Origin of the sequence: Caldicellulosiruptor hydrothermalis 108, assembly GCF_000166355.1 — a bacterium.
Taxonomy (GTDB): domain Bacteria; phylum Bacillota; class Thermoanaerobacteria; order Caldicellulosiruptorales; family Caldicellulosiruptoraceae; genus Caldicellulosiruptor; species Caldicellulosiruptor hydrothermalis.
Genome location: NC_014652.1, coordinates 2089811 through 2109240, shown reverse-complemented (window position 1 = coordinate 2109240; position 19430 = coordinate 2089811). Strand labels below are relative to the sequence as shown.

The 19430-nt window shown below is 36.5% G+C and carries 12 protein-coding genes; 10 read left to right on the top strand and 2 right to left on the bottom strand.

The window, feature by feature from the left end; genetic code table 11:
* Window positions 1-35: 35 nt before the first annotated feature.
* The 9 genes from CALHY_RS10395 to pulA all read left to right on the top strand — a co-directional run bounded on the left by CALHY_RS10395 (window position 36) and on the right by pulA (window position 16302).
* Complete coding sequence (locus CALHY_RS10395; protein ID WP_013403909.1) at window positions 36-212, top strand: helix-turn-helix domain-containing protein; 177 nt, start codon at window positions 36-38, stop codon at window positions 210-212.
* Between the two features lie 176 nt (window positions 213-388).
* Window positions 389-1951: a response regulator gene (locus tag CALHY_RS10390; protein WP_013403908.1), complete on the top strand. Its 1563-nt coding sequence runs from the start codon at window positions 389-391 to the stop codon at window positions 1949-1951.
* Window positions 1948-3732 (top strand): cache domain-containing sensor histidine kinase, encoded by a 1785-nt coding sequence (locus CALHY_RS10385; protein WP_013403907.1) that lies wholly within the window; start codon window positions 1948-1950, stop codon window positions 3730-3732. The genes CALHY_RS10390 and CALHY_RS10385 overlap by 4 nt, the downstream gene beginning before the upstream one ends.
* 222 nt (window positions 3733-3954) lie before the next feature.
* Window positions 3955-4875, top strand: a complete 921-nt coding sequence (locus tag CALHY_RS10380; RefSeq protein WP_013403906.1) for an ABC transporter permease — start codon at window positions 3955-3957, stop codon at window positions 4873-4875.
* A 26-nt stretch (window positions 4876-4901) separates the two neighbouring features.
* A complete protein-coding gene (locus CALHY_RS10375) occupies window positions 4902-5780 on the top strand; it encodes a carbohydrate ABC transporter permease (RefSeq protein WP_013403905.1) in 879 nt (292 codons plus the stop codon).
* 75 nt (window positions 5781-5855) lie between these two features.
* Window positions 5856-7442, top strand: coding sequence for an ABC transporter substrate-binding protein (locus CALHY_RS10370; RefSeq protein WP_013403904.1), 1587 nt, complete (start codon window positions 5856-5858; stop codon window positions 7440-7442).
* A 210-nt stretch (window positions 7443-7652) separates the two neighbouring features.
* Complete coding sequence (locus CALHY_RS10365) at window positions 7653-10901, top strand: glycosyl hydrolase 53 family protein (protein ID WP_013403903.1); 3249 nt, start codon at window positions 7653-7655, stop codon at window positions 10899-10901.
* Window positions 10902-10991: 90 nt separating this feature from the next.
* Entirely contained in the window at window positions 10992-12635 is a 1644-nt protein-coding gene (locus CALHY_RS10360; RefSeq protein WP_013403902.1) for an S-layer homology domain-containing protein, read from the top strand.
* A 256-nt stretch (window positions 12636-12891) separates the two neighbouring features.
* Window positions 12892-16302: a type I pullulanase gene (gene pulA, locus CALHY_RS10355; RefSeq protein WP_013403901.1), complete on the top strand. Its 3411-nt coding sequence runs from the start codon at window positions 12892-12894 to the stop codon at window positions 16300-16302.
* An 82-nt stretch (window positions 16303-16384) separates the two neighbouring features.
* Here pulA and CALHY_RS10350 read toward each other — a convergent pair whose 3' ends face one another.
* Window positions 16385-17092: an endonuclease III domain-containing protein gene (locus CALHY_RS10350; protein WP_013403900.1), complete on the bottom strand. Its 708-nt coding sequence runs from the start codon at window positions 17090-17092 to the stop codon at window positions 16385-16387.
* Window positions 17093-17101: 9 nt separating this feature from the next.
* Window positions 17102-17797 carry a hypothetical protein gene (locus CALHY_RS10345; protein WP_013403899.1) on the bottom strand — a complete coding sequence of 232 codons (696 nt, stop codon included), beginning with the start codon at window positions 17795-17797 and terminating at the stop codon, window positions 17102-17104.
* A gap of 300 nt (window positions 17798-18097) precedes the next feature.
* Here CALHY_RS10345 and CALHY_RS10340 point away from each other — a divergent pair, with 300 nt between their 5' ends.
* Window positions 18098-19405: an extracellular solute-binding protein gene (locus CALHY_RS10340; RefSeq protein WP_013403898.1), complete on the top strand. Its 1308-nt coding sequence runs from the start codon at window positions 18098-18100 to the stop codon at window positions 19403-19405.
* The last annotated feature ends 25 nt before the right edge of the window (window positions 19406-19430 follow it).

Here is a 19430-nt window from a genome sequence, read left to right as displayed (position 1 = left end):
TGTAAGGAATTTATATTAGAGGGGAGATGACTTTTATGAGCGCAAGAGAGATGGTCTTAGAGGCTTTGAAGAGTTCTCCAGAGCCGATGAAAACTCAGGATATTGTTCAAAAGACAGGGCTTGACAAAAAAGAGGTTGAAAAAGCTATCAAGGAACTAAAAAGTGAAGGTCTGATAGAGTCACCAAAACGTTGCTTTTACAAAGCAAAATAAGCACTTAAAAAACTTGTTGCCTGTCCACTTTATAAGGTGCAAAGGAAGATGGACAGGCTTTTTTTTATTTTTTAGCTACTTAAAGAGTTCACATGGTGTATAATATTCAAGTAGAAAGCCTACAAAAAGTTGTGCAAGTTTAACCTTTTTTCTCTGTTGGGAGGAAAGCTAATAAAATGTTTAAGCTTTTGATTGTAGAAGATGAGAGGATAACCCGAGAAAGTCTTGAAACATTGATACCATGGAATGAGCTTGGGATTGGAGAAATTAAGAGTGCTAAAAATGGTCAAGAAGCTTTGGAAATTGTAAAAAGTTACACTCCCGATATTCTGCTGTGCGATGTAAGAATGCCACGGATGGATGGCATTGAATTTTCAAAGAGGTTAAAAAATATTTTTCCAAAATGTAAAATAGTCTTTATAAGTGGCTATGCAGAAAAGGAGTATCTTTTGTCAGCCATCCGTTTGAATGCAATTGACTACATTGAAAAACCTCTCGATATAGAAAAGATTAAAAGCACAATGAAAAAAGTTGTGAAGATTATAGAGTTTGAGAGAAAAGAAGAGGAAGAAAAAGAAAGGCTGAAAGAACATTACAATGAGAGTATATATTACGCTGCTACACAGCTTGTTCAGCAGCTGTTAAAAGACCACACAGATTATAGCATTTTCCAAAAGTATGCTGCCGAACATTTTTTAACCTCAACATTAGATGTTATTGTAGGATTTGTAGACTGGAAGGCTGAAGAGGACCATCTGGATGGAATAGTATCAAAAGAAATATATAACCAAGTTTTGGGTCAAGACTTTACATCAAGAATTGCTGTGTTATTTTCGTTTTTATCACAGAACAGTTTTGTTCTTATTTACAGCGAAAAAAGTGAGATTGATATAAACAAGGCAGCGAATATACTAAAAGAGGTTTTTTTACAAAAAGGAGAGATTTGCCTGATGGTTGCTACCTCGATAAAGGCAAGTCAAGTAAAAGAGAGCATTGAAAATATGCTCAAGATACTCAAGAAAAATGTATTTTATAATGGTTTTGGCAATTCGTATACATATGAGGATTTTGTAGACAAAAGAGAACAGGAAATTAATTTTGACTTTGAAAAATTTGAGGAATATCTAAAAAGGGATGATGTAAAGAGGGCTAAAGATGAGATAGAGAAGCTGTATTTTTGGCTTAAGTCAAATCAAGGCGTTGAGATTGAAAAGGTAAAAAATATATTTTTTGAGATGCTCTTGATTGCATACCAAGTAGGGAGACAAAGAAAAATAACACAGCTTTTAGATGAAGCTGGGAGAGCAAAAAAATGGCGCGAAATAGAACAAAAGCTTACTTTAAACCAGTTAAAAGAGGTTATTTATGAGACGCTTGATGGAATATTTGAGCTATTTACAACACGTGGCAATTTAAATCGAAAGGTGTATCAGATAATGAGGTTTATTGAAGAAAACTTCTATGACAAGCATCTGAGTGTTCAAAAGATAGCTAACCATTTTTATTTCAGTCCAAATTATTTGTGTAGTATGTTCAAAAAAGCAACTGGTAAGACACTCAACGATTATATAACTGAAGTCAGAATTGAAAAAGCCAAGCAGCTTCTAAAAGATAATAGCATCAAGCTATATGAGATTGCAGAGAGAGTTGGATTTGGAGACCCGAATTATTTCTCAGCCCTGTTCAAAAAGAAGGTTGGAATGACTCCATCTGAATTTAGAGAGAGGTATTATGTATGAAAAGGATTGCAAATACTTTTTCAAATATGAGTATAAAATACAAATTGTTTGCTTCATATATGTTTGTTATTTTAATATCATTTGGCATATTTTCTTTTATGAACTACGTTATTGTTGGAAGGGATGTCGAAAAACAGGCTATTTATTCTTCTGGCAAGATTGTGGACCAGACAGCTTCTTTCTTAGAAAACAGGGTGTCATCAGTCAAAAATGTACTGAACATTTTAGCTCTTGATTCAACTGTGCAAGAGCTTGTAAACAGGCCTGATGACTATTACTACGAAAATATAGGTAACTGGCTTGTAGACTCCCAGAGATTTACAAGACTTTTTTACAGCACATGCCAAAATTTTGACATACTCAGCATCTCAATTTATATGACACAGGGATTGGCTAAGCTCAGCGAGACAGATAGCTATTTTCTCTTTGAGCGGATTGAAAAGCTTCCATGGTATCAGCAGATGGTTTTAAAAGGGGAGCTTTTTGCTTGGGTTACTCCCAAAATGCTAAATGTTGCGCGAAAAGATGTTGTGTCTTTGATAAGACTGATTCCAGACCCTAAGAATATTAGTGAATACAGAGCTGCGCTCAGAGCGGATATCTCAATTGCTGAAATTGAAAGAATTCTAAATCAGGCTTTGTTTACAAGCAGAACACTTGCTTTTATTGTCAATTCAAATGGTGAAGTGGTTGCACGTTCTTTAAATAGAACAAATTTATCCATTGGGGAGATAATAAAAGGGATAGAAAAGAATATATCATCTCAAGAGGCAAATGTTGTTGAGATGGAGGTAGGGGGAGAGAAACTTCTTGTTCGAACAAGGAGTATTAGTGATACAGATTGGTATCTTGTACTGGTTACACCTTACAAAGAGATTCATGAGCTTAATATAAAGACTATTAAACAGGTCTTTTTCATGATATTCTTGATTGCACCTTTTACATTGATATTTGCTTTCTGGGCAGCGACGTCAAGCACATCAAGAATTAAAAGACTTACTCATAATATGAAAAAGGTTATCGAAAAAGGTGATTTCAATATAGAGCTGGATTCCCACTCTCAAGATGAGGTGGGGCAGCTCATATATACCTTCAACTATATGCTAAAGAAGATAAAAGAACTTTTGCATGAGCAGTACCAGCTTGGCAAGGAGAAGAAAAATTTGGAACTCAAAGCTCTTCAGTCACAGATAAATCCTCATTTTTTGTACAACACCCTTGACCTTATAAACTGGATTGCAATTAAGAACAAAAATGAAGATATTTCAAGGCTTGTAACCTCTCTTTCTCAGTTTTATAAGTTAAGTCTTAGCAAGGGTGAGGATGTTGTAACAGTGGAAAATGAGATAGAACATGTAAAAGCCTATGTGATGATTCAAAATTACAGGTTTGACAACTGCATTGACCTTAAGATAGATGTTCCACAAAAACTCCTACAAGCGCGGATACCAAAACTGACACTTCAGCCGCTTGTTGAAAATTCTATTCACCATGGAATTTTGGAAAAAGACGAGCAGAAAGGTACTATAATCATAAAAGGCGAAATAATAGATGACAAAATGGCTGCGATATATGTTATTGATGATGGCGTTGGAATCTCTAAAGAAGTTCTTGAAAAGATAAAGAAGGGAGAGGTTGAGACGTCAAAAGGACATGGTTTTGGTATAAAAAATATAAACGAGAGATTGAAAATCTATTTTGGAAATGAAGCTGGACTGTTTTACGAGAGCAAAATCAACGAGAAAACAGTTGCAAAAGTCCTGTTTCCTGTGGAAGAATAGCCACAGCAGCATTATAATTTTTTCTCCTTGCAATGCTCAAAAAGATAGGAAAGCTGGTTTTGAAAGGCCAGCTTTTATTTTTTTGCAATTTTTATCATCTTAATTTTACAAAGAAAATATTAATTTTGTCTGATATGAATTTTTAACTGACCTTTTATAATAAGAAATAGAAGAAGCGAAAATAAATGATTTGTTCAATCACTACAAAGGGAGTGGCAGAAATTGAAAAAGAATGGTTTTTGGTATGAAATAAAAAAGAACAAGGTACTTTATGCCATGTTCTTACCAGTAGCAATTTACTACATTCTGTTTGCCTACATACCGATGGGTGGAATTGTTCTTGCTTTTAAAGAGTTCAACTATCGAGATGGAATACTTTTCAGTCCATGGAACGGCTTCAAAAACTTTGAGTATTTCTTTGCTTCGGGCAGAGCTTGGCTTGTCACAAAAAACACTATTCTTTACAACTTAGCTTTTTTAGCTGCATACACAGTATTTTCAGTTGCGTGCGCAATTTTTATAGCCGAGCTTGCAGGTAAGATATTTAAAAAGTTCATCCAGTCTGTCATGTTTTTACCGTATTTTGTATCATGGGTTGTTGTGGCAGCTATGATGTATAACTTTTTCAACTATGATTATGGTCTTATTAACACCTTGATAAAAAACCTTGGTGGTGAGCCTATAGATATCTACTCAAATCCTACTTACTGGTATTTCCTTTTGCCAATGTTATATGTATGGAAATGGGTAGGTTACGGAAGCGTTTTATATCTTGCAGCTATAATGGGATTTGACGAAGAGTGTTATGAGGCAGCAATAATTGATGGCGCAAATATCTTCCAGAGAATCTTTTATATCACAATCCCGATGTTAAAACCAACAATGATAATATTAATTTTACTTGCGCTTGGAAGAATTTTACGTGGCGAGTTTGATATGTTTTATCAGATAATAGGTAATAACGGTCTTTTGCTTGACTATACAGATATCATAGACACTCTTGTGTTCAGAAGTCTCATGCAGGTTCAGGATATTGGGATGGCGTCAGCAGCAGGTGCTTATCAGTCTGTGCTGTGCTTTGTGATTATAATGCTTGTCAACTGGCTTGTCAGAAGATATGACAAAGACTATGCACTGTTCTAAATCTTGACTTAAAAGGGGAGAGAACGTTGAGAAAGGGTAAGGATTATATCCTCTTTAACATTGTCGGATATATATTTATAACAATAATCGGGCTATTTACCTTCATACCTTTTGTTGTGCTTGTGGTAAGTTCGTTTGCTTCAGAAAACTATATCATAAACCACGGTTACACTCTAATTCCACGAGAATTTTCACTCAGTGCATATAAGCTCATTTTCCAAAACCCTCAAAGAATTTTCAGAGCTTACTTGGTAACCATTGTAGTAACAAGCGTTGGCACAAGTTTGTCGTTGTTTCTTTCCACAATGGCTGCGTATGTTATGTACAGAAAAGATGTAAAATATAGAAATATATTAGCTTTCTTCCTGTACTTCACAACACTTTTTAACGGCGGCCTTGCTCCGTACTATATAATATTGGCAAATTACTATCATTTAAAAAACAATGTACTTGTTCTCATACTTGTGCCACTTTTCAATGTGTTTTACATTTTGATTCTCCGCAACTTTATTAGAGGTTCTATTCCAGACTCTTTGATAGAGTCAGCAAAGATTGACGGCGCAGGAGATTTTACAATATTCTTGAGAATTGTTTTGCCACTTTCAAAACCAGCTTTGGCATCTATTGGACTTTTTATAGCTCTCAATTACTGGAACGACTGGTGGACGCCGATGATGTTCATCGAAAAACAGAGCTTGTATCCTCTACAGTATACGCTGTATTTAATCCTGTCAAGTGTCAATGTTGCGGCAAATATTCTGCAAAATGTTGTGCGAATAGACATGCCAAAAGAGACTTTAAAGCTTGCGATGACAGTTGTTGCAACAGGTCCAATAATTTTCTTGTACCCGTTTGTTCAAAGGTATTTTGTCAAAGGCATTACACTTGGTGCTGTAAAAGGCTAAAAAATGGTATCAACAGGTACTTTTTATAATGCCTGTTGGTATAGATTAAAATGAATCAGGGAGGTTGATTGCGTGATGAAAAAGAACTTCAGGCTTTTAGCGATCACCTTGACAGTATGTTTTGTCCTCTCAACTCTTTTAATTTCAATGTTTGCGGTTGGTTTTGGTGCGCAAACAAAGGCGAAAAGAACTGCACCCGGTTTTGACCCGAGCATTGATGTGTCAAAACCTGTCAAGATTGTTGGTTATCTTTTGGGTGATGCACCAGCTGAATTTCCAAACGTTATGAAAGAGCTCAACAAAAAGCTTCAAAAAGACATCAACGCAACAATGGAGATTAACTACATTGGATGGGGAGATTTGAACTACAAATATCCGCTTATCTTGGCATCTGGAGAAAATGTTGACTGGATGTATGCAGCGAACTGGTGCTTCTACTTCCAGGAAGCTGCAAAAGGTGGATTTAAGGAACTTACAATGGATATGATCAAAAAATACATGCCAAGACACTACAAAGCAACACCACCTGTTGCTTGGCAAGAGGCAAAGGTAAAAGGCAAGATTTACATGATTCCTACTGCAACACCTGACAGGAAAGCTGACGTTGTAATTATAAGAGGCGATTTGAGAGAAAAATATAAGTTGCCTCCAATCAAAAAATACAATGATATTGAGCCATTCCTTGCTGCAGTAAAGAAGAACGAAAAAGGCTTGATGCCAATGAACTTGGACAACCAATATGATTTGAACTCAGTTATGTGGAGACTTTTAGTTGAAAAAACAGATTACTTGGAGGATGTTGCAAGAGTATCAACAGGCGGTACAGGACTTTTCACAACCATATACGACACCAAACCAAAAGTTTACTATATTATGGACAAAGAAATACTTCCTGCATTCAAAGAGGCAGCAAAGAAAGTAAAGTCATGGTACGACAAAGGATACATCAACAGAAATGCTTATGCTAATAAGGTGAGAAGCAAAGATGCTTTTGACCAAGGGAAGTCTGCTGTTGCGTTTGGAAATAGCCAAGACATCCAGTCCAATCTTGCAAATGCAAAAGCTAAAGGTTGGAAGGTTGAGGTTATTCCAATATTTGATAAAAGAGGCCACAGACCAGCAGACCCATATATAAACAATGGTGTTGCTCTTGTTGCAAAGACAAAAAATGCAGAAAGAACACTTATGGCCCTTGACTTGATTATGGAAGAAAAATCATATAACTATCTTGTTTACTTTGGTATTCAAGGCAAAAACTATATAATCAAGAACAACAAGATTGACCTGCCAAAAGGTGTAACAGCTGAGAACAACACATATCCACCAGATGCAGCAGGATTCTGGTTTACAAATAAAGACCAGTTCTTGCCACTTGCAAGCTGGGATGATAACTACATTGCACTCAGAAACACAATCAAGAAGGCGCTTGTAAGCTCACCACTATCTTCATTCTCACTTGACCAGACAAAGGTAAAAACAGAGATTGCAAACCTCAACAGTGTTATGACACAGTATTACAATCCAATATGTTTGGGTATGGTAAAGAACGTGGATGAAGCTTTTGCAACACTTGACAAGAAGCTCAAAGCAGCAGGTGTTGACAAGGTTAAAGCTGAGGCACTCAGACAGCTTGAGCAGTACTTCAGGGAGAGAAATCAGTAGGTTTATAAAATAGTTTTTTGAAAAAGAAAGAGGCTACCAGTGCTCTGAAAAGTGTGGTGCTTTGCTGGTAGCCTCTACCCTAATTTAGTTAGAAAATAGAGCATAAAGGAGTTTTATAAATTAAATTATAGAGTAGCTTATTGTGAAATGCAAATTTTTGAGGCAAGTTCTTGCCTGCTTTTAAACAACAATAAAGGGGTGGAACAAAAAATGAAAAGAGTGTTTGCCATTTTTGTATTGCTCATTTTTGTCATTTCTTTTGCTTTTCCTTTGTTGCCAACCAAGGTCTTTGCACAGAATTCAGCTCAGGTAAAGAAGCAAATTGGGATAAAAGTTGACCCAATTGGTCCTAATATAGCTGTAGGCAAAAATATTTTTTCTGACAGTGAAGCCCCAACAAATCAGGCAACCCTTGCAAATGACGGTGATGAGACTACTTTTTGGAGTGCACAGGATGCAGGCATTCATTGGCTGAAGATTGATTTGGGAGATGTTTATGCAAATCTCTTTGCAACCGAAATAGTTTTTAATGGTAATGGGAGCTATCAGTATAAAATTGAATATTCAATAGATGACAATAGGTGGACAGTATTAGTAGACAAATCAAACAATACTGACACTTCACAAACGCAGTATAACAAGTTCATACCACCTGCCTCAGGGATAAGATATATCCGTGTCACAATCACCTCAACACCAAACAATCAGCCAGCTTCAATAAAGGAGTTCAAGGTATACAAAATGGTTGATGATACTTTCATAAAGGGCGCAGATGTGTCAATGCTAAAACAAATAGAAGATTGTGGCGGTAAGTTCTATTTGAACGGAGTCCAGATGGATGCACTTGAGATTTTGAAATATTTTGGAGTTAACTGGATAAGGCTTAGAATATGGAATGACCCAAAAGATGTCAATGGTAATCCATTGGGAGGTGGAAATTGCAGTGCGGAGAATATGCTTGTGATTGCAAAAAGGGCAAAGGCTTTAGGTATGAAACTATTACTTGATTTTCATTATAGTGACTTTTGGGCAGACCCAGGAAAACAAGACAAACCGAAAGCATGGGCAAATCTTTCATTTGATGAACTAAAACAGGCAGTTTACCAGTATACTTATGACGTCATAAAAATGTACAAAGATCAAGGTGCACTTCCTGACATGGTTCAGGTTGGAAATGAGGTTAATGGCGGTATGCTCTGGCCGGACGGAAAAACATGGGGCGAAGATGCTGGAGGATATGACAATTTTGCAGAGCTTCTAAAGGCAGGGATTAGAGGTGTAAAAGATGCAGCTGGTCCTGATAATCAGGTGAAGATTATGATTCACCTTGCTAACGGAGGGGACAATGAACTATACAGAAGAGTATTTGACAATTTGACCCAGCGCGGTGTTGAGTTTGATGTAATTGGACTTTCATATTACCCATACTGGCATGGAAAGCTTAGTGATTTAATCTACAATATGAATGATATTAGCAAAAGATATAACAAAGAGGTAGTTATTGCAGAAACAGCATATGCGTACACTTTAGAAAATGGAGATGGACTGAATAATATCTTTGGCACAAGTGAAGCTGCAACAGCCGGGTATGAGCCATCAGTCCAAAATCAAGCACTGGTTATTAGAAACATTGCAAACGCTGTAGCACAAGTTCCAGGTGGCAAAGGACTTGGCATATTCTATTGGGAGCCAGATTGGATACCTGTTGAAGGTGCTGGCTGGAAGACAGGTGAGGGAAATGGATGGGATAACCAAGCTATGTTTGATTTTAATGGAAATGCTTTGGATTCTCTGTATGTATTCAAAATGCTCAATAACATCATGATTGTAGATTATAAACCAGTTGTTGTTGGAACAGCTCCAGGTGAGATGCCAAAACTTCCTGTTAAAATCACAGCCATTTTGAGCAATGGTCTTACAAAAGAGGTTGATGTGGTATGGGATAGCGTTGACCCGTCAAAATATGCTCAAGCTGGTAGCTTTGAAGTTTACGGTCATGTTGAAGGAAGTGAGGTTACACCTGTTGCAAAAGTAAAAGTAGCTAATCTAATACAAAATTCTGGATTTGAAGAGGATTTAACTGGTTGGAATATAGAGGGGCAGACTGGAGCAGCGAATGCAAACAGCAGCGCTCCTGTCCGCTCTGGAAACAAGAAATTAAATATTTGGTATGGATCGCCATACAATCTTGTAATATCTCAGACAATTACAGGCTTAGGGCAAGGCAAGTATACATTTAAAGCATGGTTTGTTAACACTGGAAGTGCTCAAAAACGTGATCTTGTGATAAAAGACTACGGGGGGCAGGAGATAAGAATACAGATTCCACAATCAGCTTCATGGGATGCTTGGACACCTGCTGAAATAAATGATATTAATGTGACAACAGGAAAGTGCACAATTTCATTTGAAATTGCTGCTGATTCAGGTTTTTGGTGTGCAATAGACGATGTTCTGTTCTATCGCCAGGACCCAGATATCGAAAAGAATATAGTGAGTGTTCAAAGATTAGATATTACAACAGAGGTAGGACAAAAGCCTCAGCTTCCGCCAACTGTCATGGTGGTTTATGATGATGATACATCCTCTGAGGCAAATGTTACATGGGAAGCTATTGATGAGAGTAAATACTCAGCGATTGGTGAATTTACTGTTACAGGTGTTGTAAAAGGCACAACTCTAAAAGCATATGCCAAAGTCAAGGTTATCAACAGCAAAAACATTGTAAAAAATTACAGTTTTGAAGAAGGACTAAAGTATTGGGTAAGCGAAGGAAATACAAATGCAGTCAAAACTGAAAGTGGAGGGCATTCTGGAGGAACGCAGCTTACTCACTGGAGTGACAAGCCTTACAAAGTGGTGACATATCAGGCAATAGAAAATATACCAAATGGTATCTACATTTTCAGAGCCTTTGCAAATGGAGGAGGCGGTCAGAATGCTAACTACCTGTTTGTAAAAGACTATGGTGGAGAAGAATTGAGAATAAATATGCCAACTACATGGGTTGCTGAGTGGCACAGCATGGTAATTGCAAACATAAAAGTTACGACCGGACGCGTTACAATAGGGCTTTATTCAGATTCAGAGAATGCAGGAGGTACATGGTGCAACCTTGACGATGTTGAATTTTTCAAGGTTGCTGACAGTGAATTTAAAATTTTAAATGCAAATCTGCAAAAGGATAAAGGAATTGTTGCGAGTGTTACAGTGAAACAATCAGAAGGTATCCAACATGAGGGGAAAGAGGCCATTGTATTTGAGCTACTTAAAGGGACAACTCCTGTTTCAATTGTTGCTGTTGAAAAAGATATAATAGATGCTGAAGATTTCAAGGCATACTTTAATGTAAATGATTATCTTAGTTCTGATTACAGGATAAAAGTATTTGTATTTGACAAGTTTGACGCAAGCCGTACTACTCCAAATAGTCTTGCTGAGCCTGTTGAACTTAGATGAATAATAAATGCCCGGCAACTATTTTTAGTGGTTGCCGGGCAGATTATAAAGGTTTTATAAGGCTATAAACCCAAAAGGAGGATTTTAATAATGAAGGAAAGAACAAAGATAGTTTCAAGTATATTGATTGTTTTTGTGTTTTTATTCTCCTTATTATCTGTGGGATTTTCTGCCCAGGAAGTTATTTTAAATTCCATACCTGATAAAAGTCCAGGTGAAGACGTTATAATTTCTGGGCAAACAGTGTTTGATGAGATTGTTATCAAAGTATTGAGACCAAATTCTACCATGCTTTATATAAATACACTCAAGGGAAAAAACTTCAATGACAAAGTTACTTTACCAGCAGACTCGCCTGAGGGTACTTACACGATTGTAGCAGGTAGAGGGTCTATTGTGGATATAAAAACTTTCAATGTAATAAGGAAACAGCCATCTTTGTCTTCTTCATCCTTTGAGATTTTAACCCCTGAGTTTAAAGAAGCTGAAAGGCAGATAGGTAGTCAATCATCTCAAAAGGAAGATATTAAACAAAGTGATAAAGAGGTTTTGCCTGAAATTACGATTGATAATAATGGAATAATTAAGCCCAAAATATTTCAGCTGTCAGAGGGAAGATTAGACGTTAGAATAGATGAGTCTTTAGCACAAAAAGCACTGCAGAAGCAGGTGTCGAAAGACAAAACTTTAATATTGGATCTAAAAAGCAACAAGCCTTTAATACAGTACAATATTGCGCTTCCATCAAAAATATTTACAGCCTCTTTTGATGTAAAAGAAGTTTTAGTTAATACAAATGAATTAAGCTTAAAACTTCCAACTGACTTATTAAAGGGAAAGAGCATAGACAATAACAAGCAAATTGAGATATTTATAAAGAAAGTAGAAAATTCTAATATACCTTCAGAGCTTCGCACGGCAGTTGGGAAAAGACCAATATATGAAGTTGAGCTTCATCAAGATTTAAAAAAGGTAAATGTTGGAAGCCCTACAAATTCCATAAAAATATCTATTGCTTATACTCCTGGAGTAGATGAGCTAAGCGGTATTGAAAACTTGGTATTGCTGCATATAAAAGAGGACGGGGAAGTAGAGATTTTATCAAATAGTAAATATGTAAGGACATCGAAATATGTTGTTGCAAGCGTGAAAAGCTTTAGCAAGTTTGCAATAGGGTATGTTACCAGAAAATTTGACGATTTGAAGAATTATTCGTGGGCTGAAAAAGCTGTGTCTTCCCTGGCTGCAAGAAATATTATAAGTGGTATTGACCAAAATAGTTTTAGACCTCAAGAATATATAAAGCGTGGAGAGTTTGTCAAGTGGCTGGTAAATACTTTTGGTTTTGATGTTCAGTATTCTTCGAACTTTGAAGATGTGAAAAAGGATAGCATTTACTGGCGTGAAGTTGCAATTGCAAAAGTACTTGGCATTGCAAAAGGTTATGCAAATAAATTTAAACCAGAAGATTATATAACAAGGCAAGATATGATGGTACTTGTACAAAGAGCATTAGAGGTTGCAAACAAACCGATGGTAAAAACAAAAAGTAACCTTGCAACTAAATTTTCTGATTCATCTGATATATCTTCGTATGCTCAAGATAGCATTTCCGTGTTGGTTGCAAATGATTTAATAAAAGGAAATGATAAAAGTCAAATACTGCCGCGAAAGTTTGCAACTCGTGCAGAAGCAGCTCAGCTTTTGTTCAGGATATTTTTCAAATGGGAATAAAAAAATAAACTTTACAACTTTTCTATACGGCAGTCTTCACAGTGTGTGGAGGCTGCTATTTTTATTTACTTTTCATAAATTCAAGTCTTTAATTTATTCAAATTGCAGCATATTGACAATTTTAATAAAAAGATATATAATCATTACAAAGTTAAGGCAAACCTTTGCATTCATAAAAGACATTTTAGAGTTTCGGGTTTATTATTTGTTGCGTTGTTTCAAAAAAACTAATTAAATTAACTAGGAGGTAAGAAAGATGGTGAAATATTTTGAGAGCAAACGTTTTATAAGCCTTTTGATGGTGGTCCTATTTATTGCTACTCTAATTTTTCCAATTTCTATTCTGGGGGCAGATGAAAAAACAACTCTCATCATTCACTACTACAGGTACAATGAAGACTATCAGGGTTGGAATTTGTGGATATGGCCTGTTGAGCCAGTTGGTGCAGAAGGCAAAGCTTATGAGTTTACTTCCAAGGATGACTTTGGAGTAAAAGCAGTAGTTGAACTTCCTGGGAAAGTAACAAAAGTAGGTATCATAGTTAGAAAAGGTAACTGGGAAGCAAAAGATGTTGCCGTTGACAGGTTCATCTCAGGAATCAGCGGTTCAAAAGAGGTTTGGCTGATAGAAGGTGAAGAGCAAATCTATACATCTCAGCCCCAGAAAACTCCGAAAATGACAGCTTTTGTTGATGGTCTTAATACGATCGTTGTAAGGCTTGCAAAGAAAGCAGACATTCTTTCGAATAATAAAACTCAAGGTTTTAAAGTGACAGCTTTTTATGATGAAGTTCCTATCAAAAAGGTTGAACCAGTTTTGCCGAAGATAAACAAGAATTTTAAACCAGAGGATGCAGGGTATGAGCTAATTGATGGCGGCACAAAAGTGAGATTTATATTAAAACCTGGTGCAGGTGATTTTAAATTTACAGACACATCTGGCAAGCTTGAGGTATATGTCTCTGGAACTATGAACGACTGGGGCGGAACGGCTTCTTCTGAAGGAAAGTACAAACCACTTCCTGCATGGAAAATGACATGGAATGCACAGAAAGGTTACTATGAACTTGTAAAAGAGCTTGGCAAAGACGGTGTTGTAATTGGTGCTAAGTTCAAGTTCACCTCATGGGATGGGACATCTGCAAAGTGGTATCCAGATGGAATGGGAAATGACAAGGTTATTGAAGAGCTTTATACAGGTAATGAGAAGATAACAAAGGTTGACACTTTTAAAATCACAACTGAAGATGAGTTAGAACCACAAGTTCCTTATGTTGTGTCAAAAGATGGCTTCAAACCAACAGTTGCACAGGCAAGAAATATTTTAGACAATCCAAAGTACTACTACAAAGGCAATGATTTAGGATGCACATATACAAAAGCTTATTCAGCGTTCAGACTTTGGGCTCCAACAGCAATTGGAGTTATATTGAGACTCTACGACGATTATAAGACTACAAAATACAAAGAGTATGAAATGCAGCAGTCGGTAAACGGAACATGGTATCTTAAGATAAATGGAGATTTGAAAGGTAAATACTACCAATATGAAGTTTGGCATGCTTCTAACTCTATAACCGACGATACAATCAGAAAATATGTTGTGCCAGACCCATATTCAAGAGCAACATCTGCAAATTCTGAAAGGACTTTAATCTTTGATCCCAAGGATACAAACCCTGTTGGCTGGGAAAAAGATACTTTTGTGACGCTAAAAAATCAAGAGGATGCAATAATTTATGAGACGCACGTAAGAGACTTTACAATAGATGCTTCGAGTGGAGTAAGGCCAGAGTTTAGAGGCAAGTACTTAGGATTTACTCAAACGGGAACAAAAGGACCAAATGACGTAAAAACAGGTATTGACCATTTGAAAGAACTTGGAATAACCCATGTTCATTTGCTTCCAACATATGACTTTGGTTCGGTAGATGAGACCAATCCTGATAAAGGCTATAACTGGGGATATGATCCTGTTTTATATCAAAACGTTGAAGGGTCCTATGCCACAAATCCAAACACAATTGCGAGAATAAAAGAGTACAAACAAATGGTCATGGCACTGCACAAGGCTGGCATAGGTATTATTCAAGACGTTGTTTTTAATCACACATTCCAGATTGGCGATGCGAAATTTTCGATATTTGACAAGGTAGTACCAGGATACTTCTACAGAAAAGACAAAGACGGTAACTACTCAAATGGCTCAGGTGTGGGCAATGAAATTGCAACAGAAAAGCCGATGGTAAGAAAGTTTATAATTGATACCTTGACATACCTTACAAAAGAGTATCACATAGATGGTTTTAGATTTGACTTAATGGCAGCAATAGATAGAGTTACAATGGCAAAAGCTCAAGAAGCAGTGAGAAAGATAAATCCATCGGCAGTTATCTATGGCGAGGGATGGCTTGCAGGTTCAACACCGCTTGATAGCTCACTTAGAATGGAAATAGGCTCATTTAATCAGGCAGGCCTTCACATAGGACTTTTCAATGACAGAATAAGAGAGGCAATAAGAGGAAACCTTGACAATGAATCTAAGGGATTCATGCAGGGGAACTACTCATTTAGGCTTGAAGACCTCAAAAGAGGCATTCAAGGTGGGCTTGGTGATTTTGCTAAAGACCCTGACGAGTGTATAAACTATGTTTCTGCCCACGACAATTTGACTCTGTGGGATAAACTTCAAAAGAGTGTTCCAAATGAACCGGATTATATCAAAGATAAAATGGGTAGGCTGGCAAATGCGATTGTTTTGACAGCACAGGGTGTACCATTCTTACATGGCGGTGTTGAGTTCAACAGGACAAAGTTTATGAACAGCAACTCATACAATGCAGGTGACAAGATTAACAAGTATGACTGGAACTTGAAAGTAAAGTGGAACAATACTTTCAAGTACTATCAGGGGCTGATTGCACTAAGAAAAGCTCATCCAGCCTTCAGAATGACAACTGCAGAAGACATACAGAAATATCTTACATTTATCCAAACACCAAAAGGAACATTAGGATTTAGACTCACATATCCAAAAGATACATGGAATGACATCATTGTTGTTTATAACTCAACAAAGAAGGTTCAAGAGATAACATTACCAGGAGGAAACTGGGTTGTTGTTGCAAACGGTGATGAGGTTGGCACAACACCAATTAAGAATCTTACAAACTTTGTATCAGGCAAGGCTTTAGTTGCTCCAATTTCTATGTTTGTTGCGTACAAGAGTGATGAATTCCCACAGGGCCTTGTGAAGGTTGTTGGTAAAGACCCAGTTTCACTTGAAACAGCACAGTCTGTTTTAACACCAAAAGTCTATGGAACAGGTAATGTGGCTGTTACATTCAACGTAAAAGTTCCAGCCGGCACAGACGACGATGTTATATACCTGGCAGGTTCGTTTGGGAAAGCTGGGCTTGCTGACTGGAATCCAGGCGACAAAGATGGTGCAATTGAACTTGTGAAAACACAAGATGGAACATACACTGTTACTCTAAAACTCAATAGTGGTGATACTTTTGAGTACAAGTACACAAGAGGTAGCTGGTCAACGGTTGAAAAAGGTGCAAACAAAGAAGAGATTGAAAACAGGAAACTTACAGTCAAAGATGATGGAAGTGGCAAGATGACCATAAATGATACTGTTCTAAATTGGGCTGATAAATAAACTTTTCTGTTTTTCTGAACCACCCTGCGCTTTAAAAGTAAGTGCAGGGTGGTTAAAAGAAATAAACCCTTTTCAACTTTTCTTAGTTTTGACCATGGGAAAGATAAATGCAAAAAGCGCTTAAGCAACAATTCTTGCACATCGGTTTTTTGGATTTACATCTCTCCTTACAATGTTTTACAATTAAAGCATGAAACTCATTAAAAATATATGTATCTAACTCAAGATTTTGCATAACAAGGTTTTGTATATCTTCATATTTTGCTTTTTCGCTTTCTATTAAACCCAGCCTATAAAAAAGTCTTTTTGTATAACTGTCTACCACAAAGATGGGTTTTTCAGCACCGTACAAAATTATGCTATCAGCTGTTTCAAATCCTATACCTTTTTGAGAAAGTAGAACCTGTCTCAAACTTGAGATATCAAGAGCAAACAATTTTTCTAAGTCAGAGTTAAATTCTCTTTTCAAAAAGTTGCAAAATTCCTTCAACCTTTTGGCTTTTTGGTTATAATAACCTGCTGGTTTGATTAATTCAGACAACTTTTCATCAGAAGTCTGTAAAATTCCTTCAATTGACAGGATATTTGCTCTTTTTAGATTACAAATAGCCTTTTCCACGGAGTTCCAAGAGATATTTTGAGCTAAGATAGCGCCTATTACCATCTCAAATTTGGTTTCAGCAGGCCACCAGTGTTGAGGGCCCCAAAATTCATAAAGCTTGTTATAAATATTGTAAAGAAATTGCGAAATGTCATTAGAGGAAGCTAATTTTGTAATGTCTTGTTTCATAGCGCTTTTCTAATTCTCTTCTCCTTTCTTTATCACAGTAAATTTATAAACCGACTTTAAAAACACATTAAAAAAGTCATTTGGGCTGTGGTCTTTTATCACAGATAAGAGTGAATATTCCTCTGGTTTTTTGTTTCTGTCAACAAAGACTGTAAGGACAATCATTTCACCATCAATTAGCGAATTTTTGCTACTTTCAATCTTTTCTAAAGGGTAAAACATAACAGCAGCGTTTATGTACTTTGATGCAACGTCAATCTTTTCAATGTACACATCGTAAATTCCTCTTTCAAAGACATTTGACATCAATATTTGAGACTTGATAAAGCTTATGACAGGATTGTAATATTTCATTTCAGATGTAGAAACCTTGTTTTTATAATAAATTTTCTGAGTTGTGGTTCCATTTGAGTTTTTACTGCTTACAATATATATAGAATCTGAAACTTTTTGAGTGTAAACGGCATCGGAGATGGTAAGATTTTCACTTACCTGTTGGCTTTCATACGGCTTCGAGTACACAACAGCCGGAAGTTGTGAGCTCTTATCAGAAATTTTGTCTGGAACTGTTATATAATATTGCCGGTTAGAAGAAGGCTGAACCTCATTTTTTAGCTTAACGTTGTTAACAATAGTAGTTATGATATACATAGGTACAAGCAAAAACGCAAGAATGGTAAAAAGTTTTACTATTGTCCTATTCATAGCTTTATGGTCTCCTAAATAAAAATTTCATTACATAAAATAATCTAATTAGATTATATAGTATTTCACTTAAAAAATCAGCTTTAAAAAGCAGATCTTTAAATTACATATATCTGACAAAATAAAGCTGCAAATTTCAGTATGACATCTAATACATGTCTCATAAAAATATATTGAATTTTGCCGAATTATTTAGAAATAATCGACAATAGATTAAAAAATCAAAGAAGGAATTTTAAAATTTGCAGCGAAATATATAAATAGTTTGTTTAATAAATAAACAAAAAGGAGTGGTGTAATGTGAAGAGGTTTGGAAGAATTGTAGCAGTGGTGACTTTGGTTGTTTTCATGTTGAGCTTAGTTTTAGTTTTCTCACCATCTGAAAAGGCTTTCAGCTCAGCTGGTGGAACAAAGAAGATTGTATTTTGGCACATCACAACTGATGCTGTCGGCAAACAGATGATTCAGAATCAGGTAAATCGCTTTATGAAGGCAAATCCTGGTTTCAAGGTTGAAGTTGTTCCTCTTCAAAATGATGCATTTAAGACAAAGCTGAAGATTGCTATGGGTTCAAATCAAGCACCAGACGTATTTGTTACATGGGGTGGCGGTCCTTTCTTTGAATATGTCAAAGGTGGAAAGGTAAAAGACATAACAGTATACATGAACGAAAATGGTTATAAAAACAGGTTTATTGATGCATCATTTGGACCAATTACTTACAACAACAAGATTTGGGCAGTTCCAGTTGAGGGTGCGGGTGTTGCACTTGTCTGGTACAACAAGGAGATTTTCAAAAAATACAATTTAAAAGTTCCAACAACTTATGATGAGTTTTTAGACCTGATTAAAAAGCTGAAAGCAAAAGGTATAACACCAATTTCTCTTGCAAACAAAACAAAATGGCCTGGATGTGAATGGTATTGGTATTTGGTTGATAGACTGGGCGGTCCTTCAGTATTTGAAAAGGCTGCAGAGAGAAATGGAGGAAGTTTTGCAGACCCAACGTTTATAAAGGCAGGAGAAATGCTCCAAAACCTTGTCAAAATGGGTGCATTTGTAAAAGGTTTTAATGGACTTGATTATGATACAGGGCAATCAAGAATGCTTCTGTATTCTGGAAAGGCTGCAATGGAGCTAATGGGCACATGGCAGATACCAATTATGAAAGCTGAAAACAAGAAATTCTATGAGAATAACCTTGATTTCTTCCCATTCCCTGCAATCAAGGGTGGAAAAGGTGACCCAAGCAACTTAATAGGAATGGCATCTTCTAACTACTACGCAGTAACCACTACATGCAAGTATCCAAAAGAAGCATTTAAGATGATTCAGTATCTCATAGATGACCAGGCAGTAAAAGAAAGAATTGCTTATGGTCAGATACCACCTGTAAAAGGTTTGAAGTTTACTGACCCAATGTTACAAAAAGTTTATAACTTGATTGCTAAAGCAAAAAGTGTTCAGCTTTGGTGGGACCAGTACTTGCCGCCTCAGCTTGCAGAGGTACACAAGGATATTGTTCAATCTCTCTTTGGTTTGACAATTACACCAAAAGCTGCTGCTGAAAAGATGGAAAAGGCTGCAAAGGATTACTTTAAGAAATAATTGACGGGACTTTGGAATTGGTATT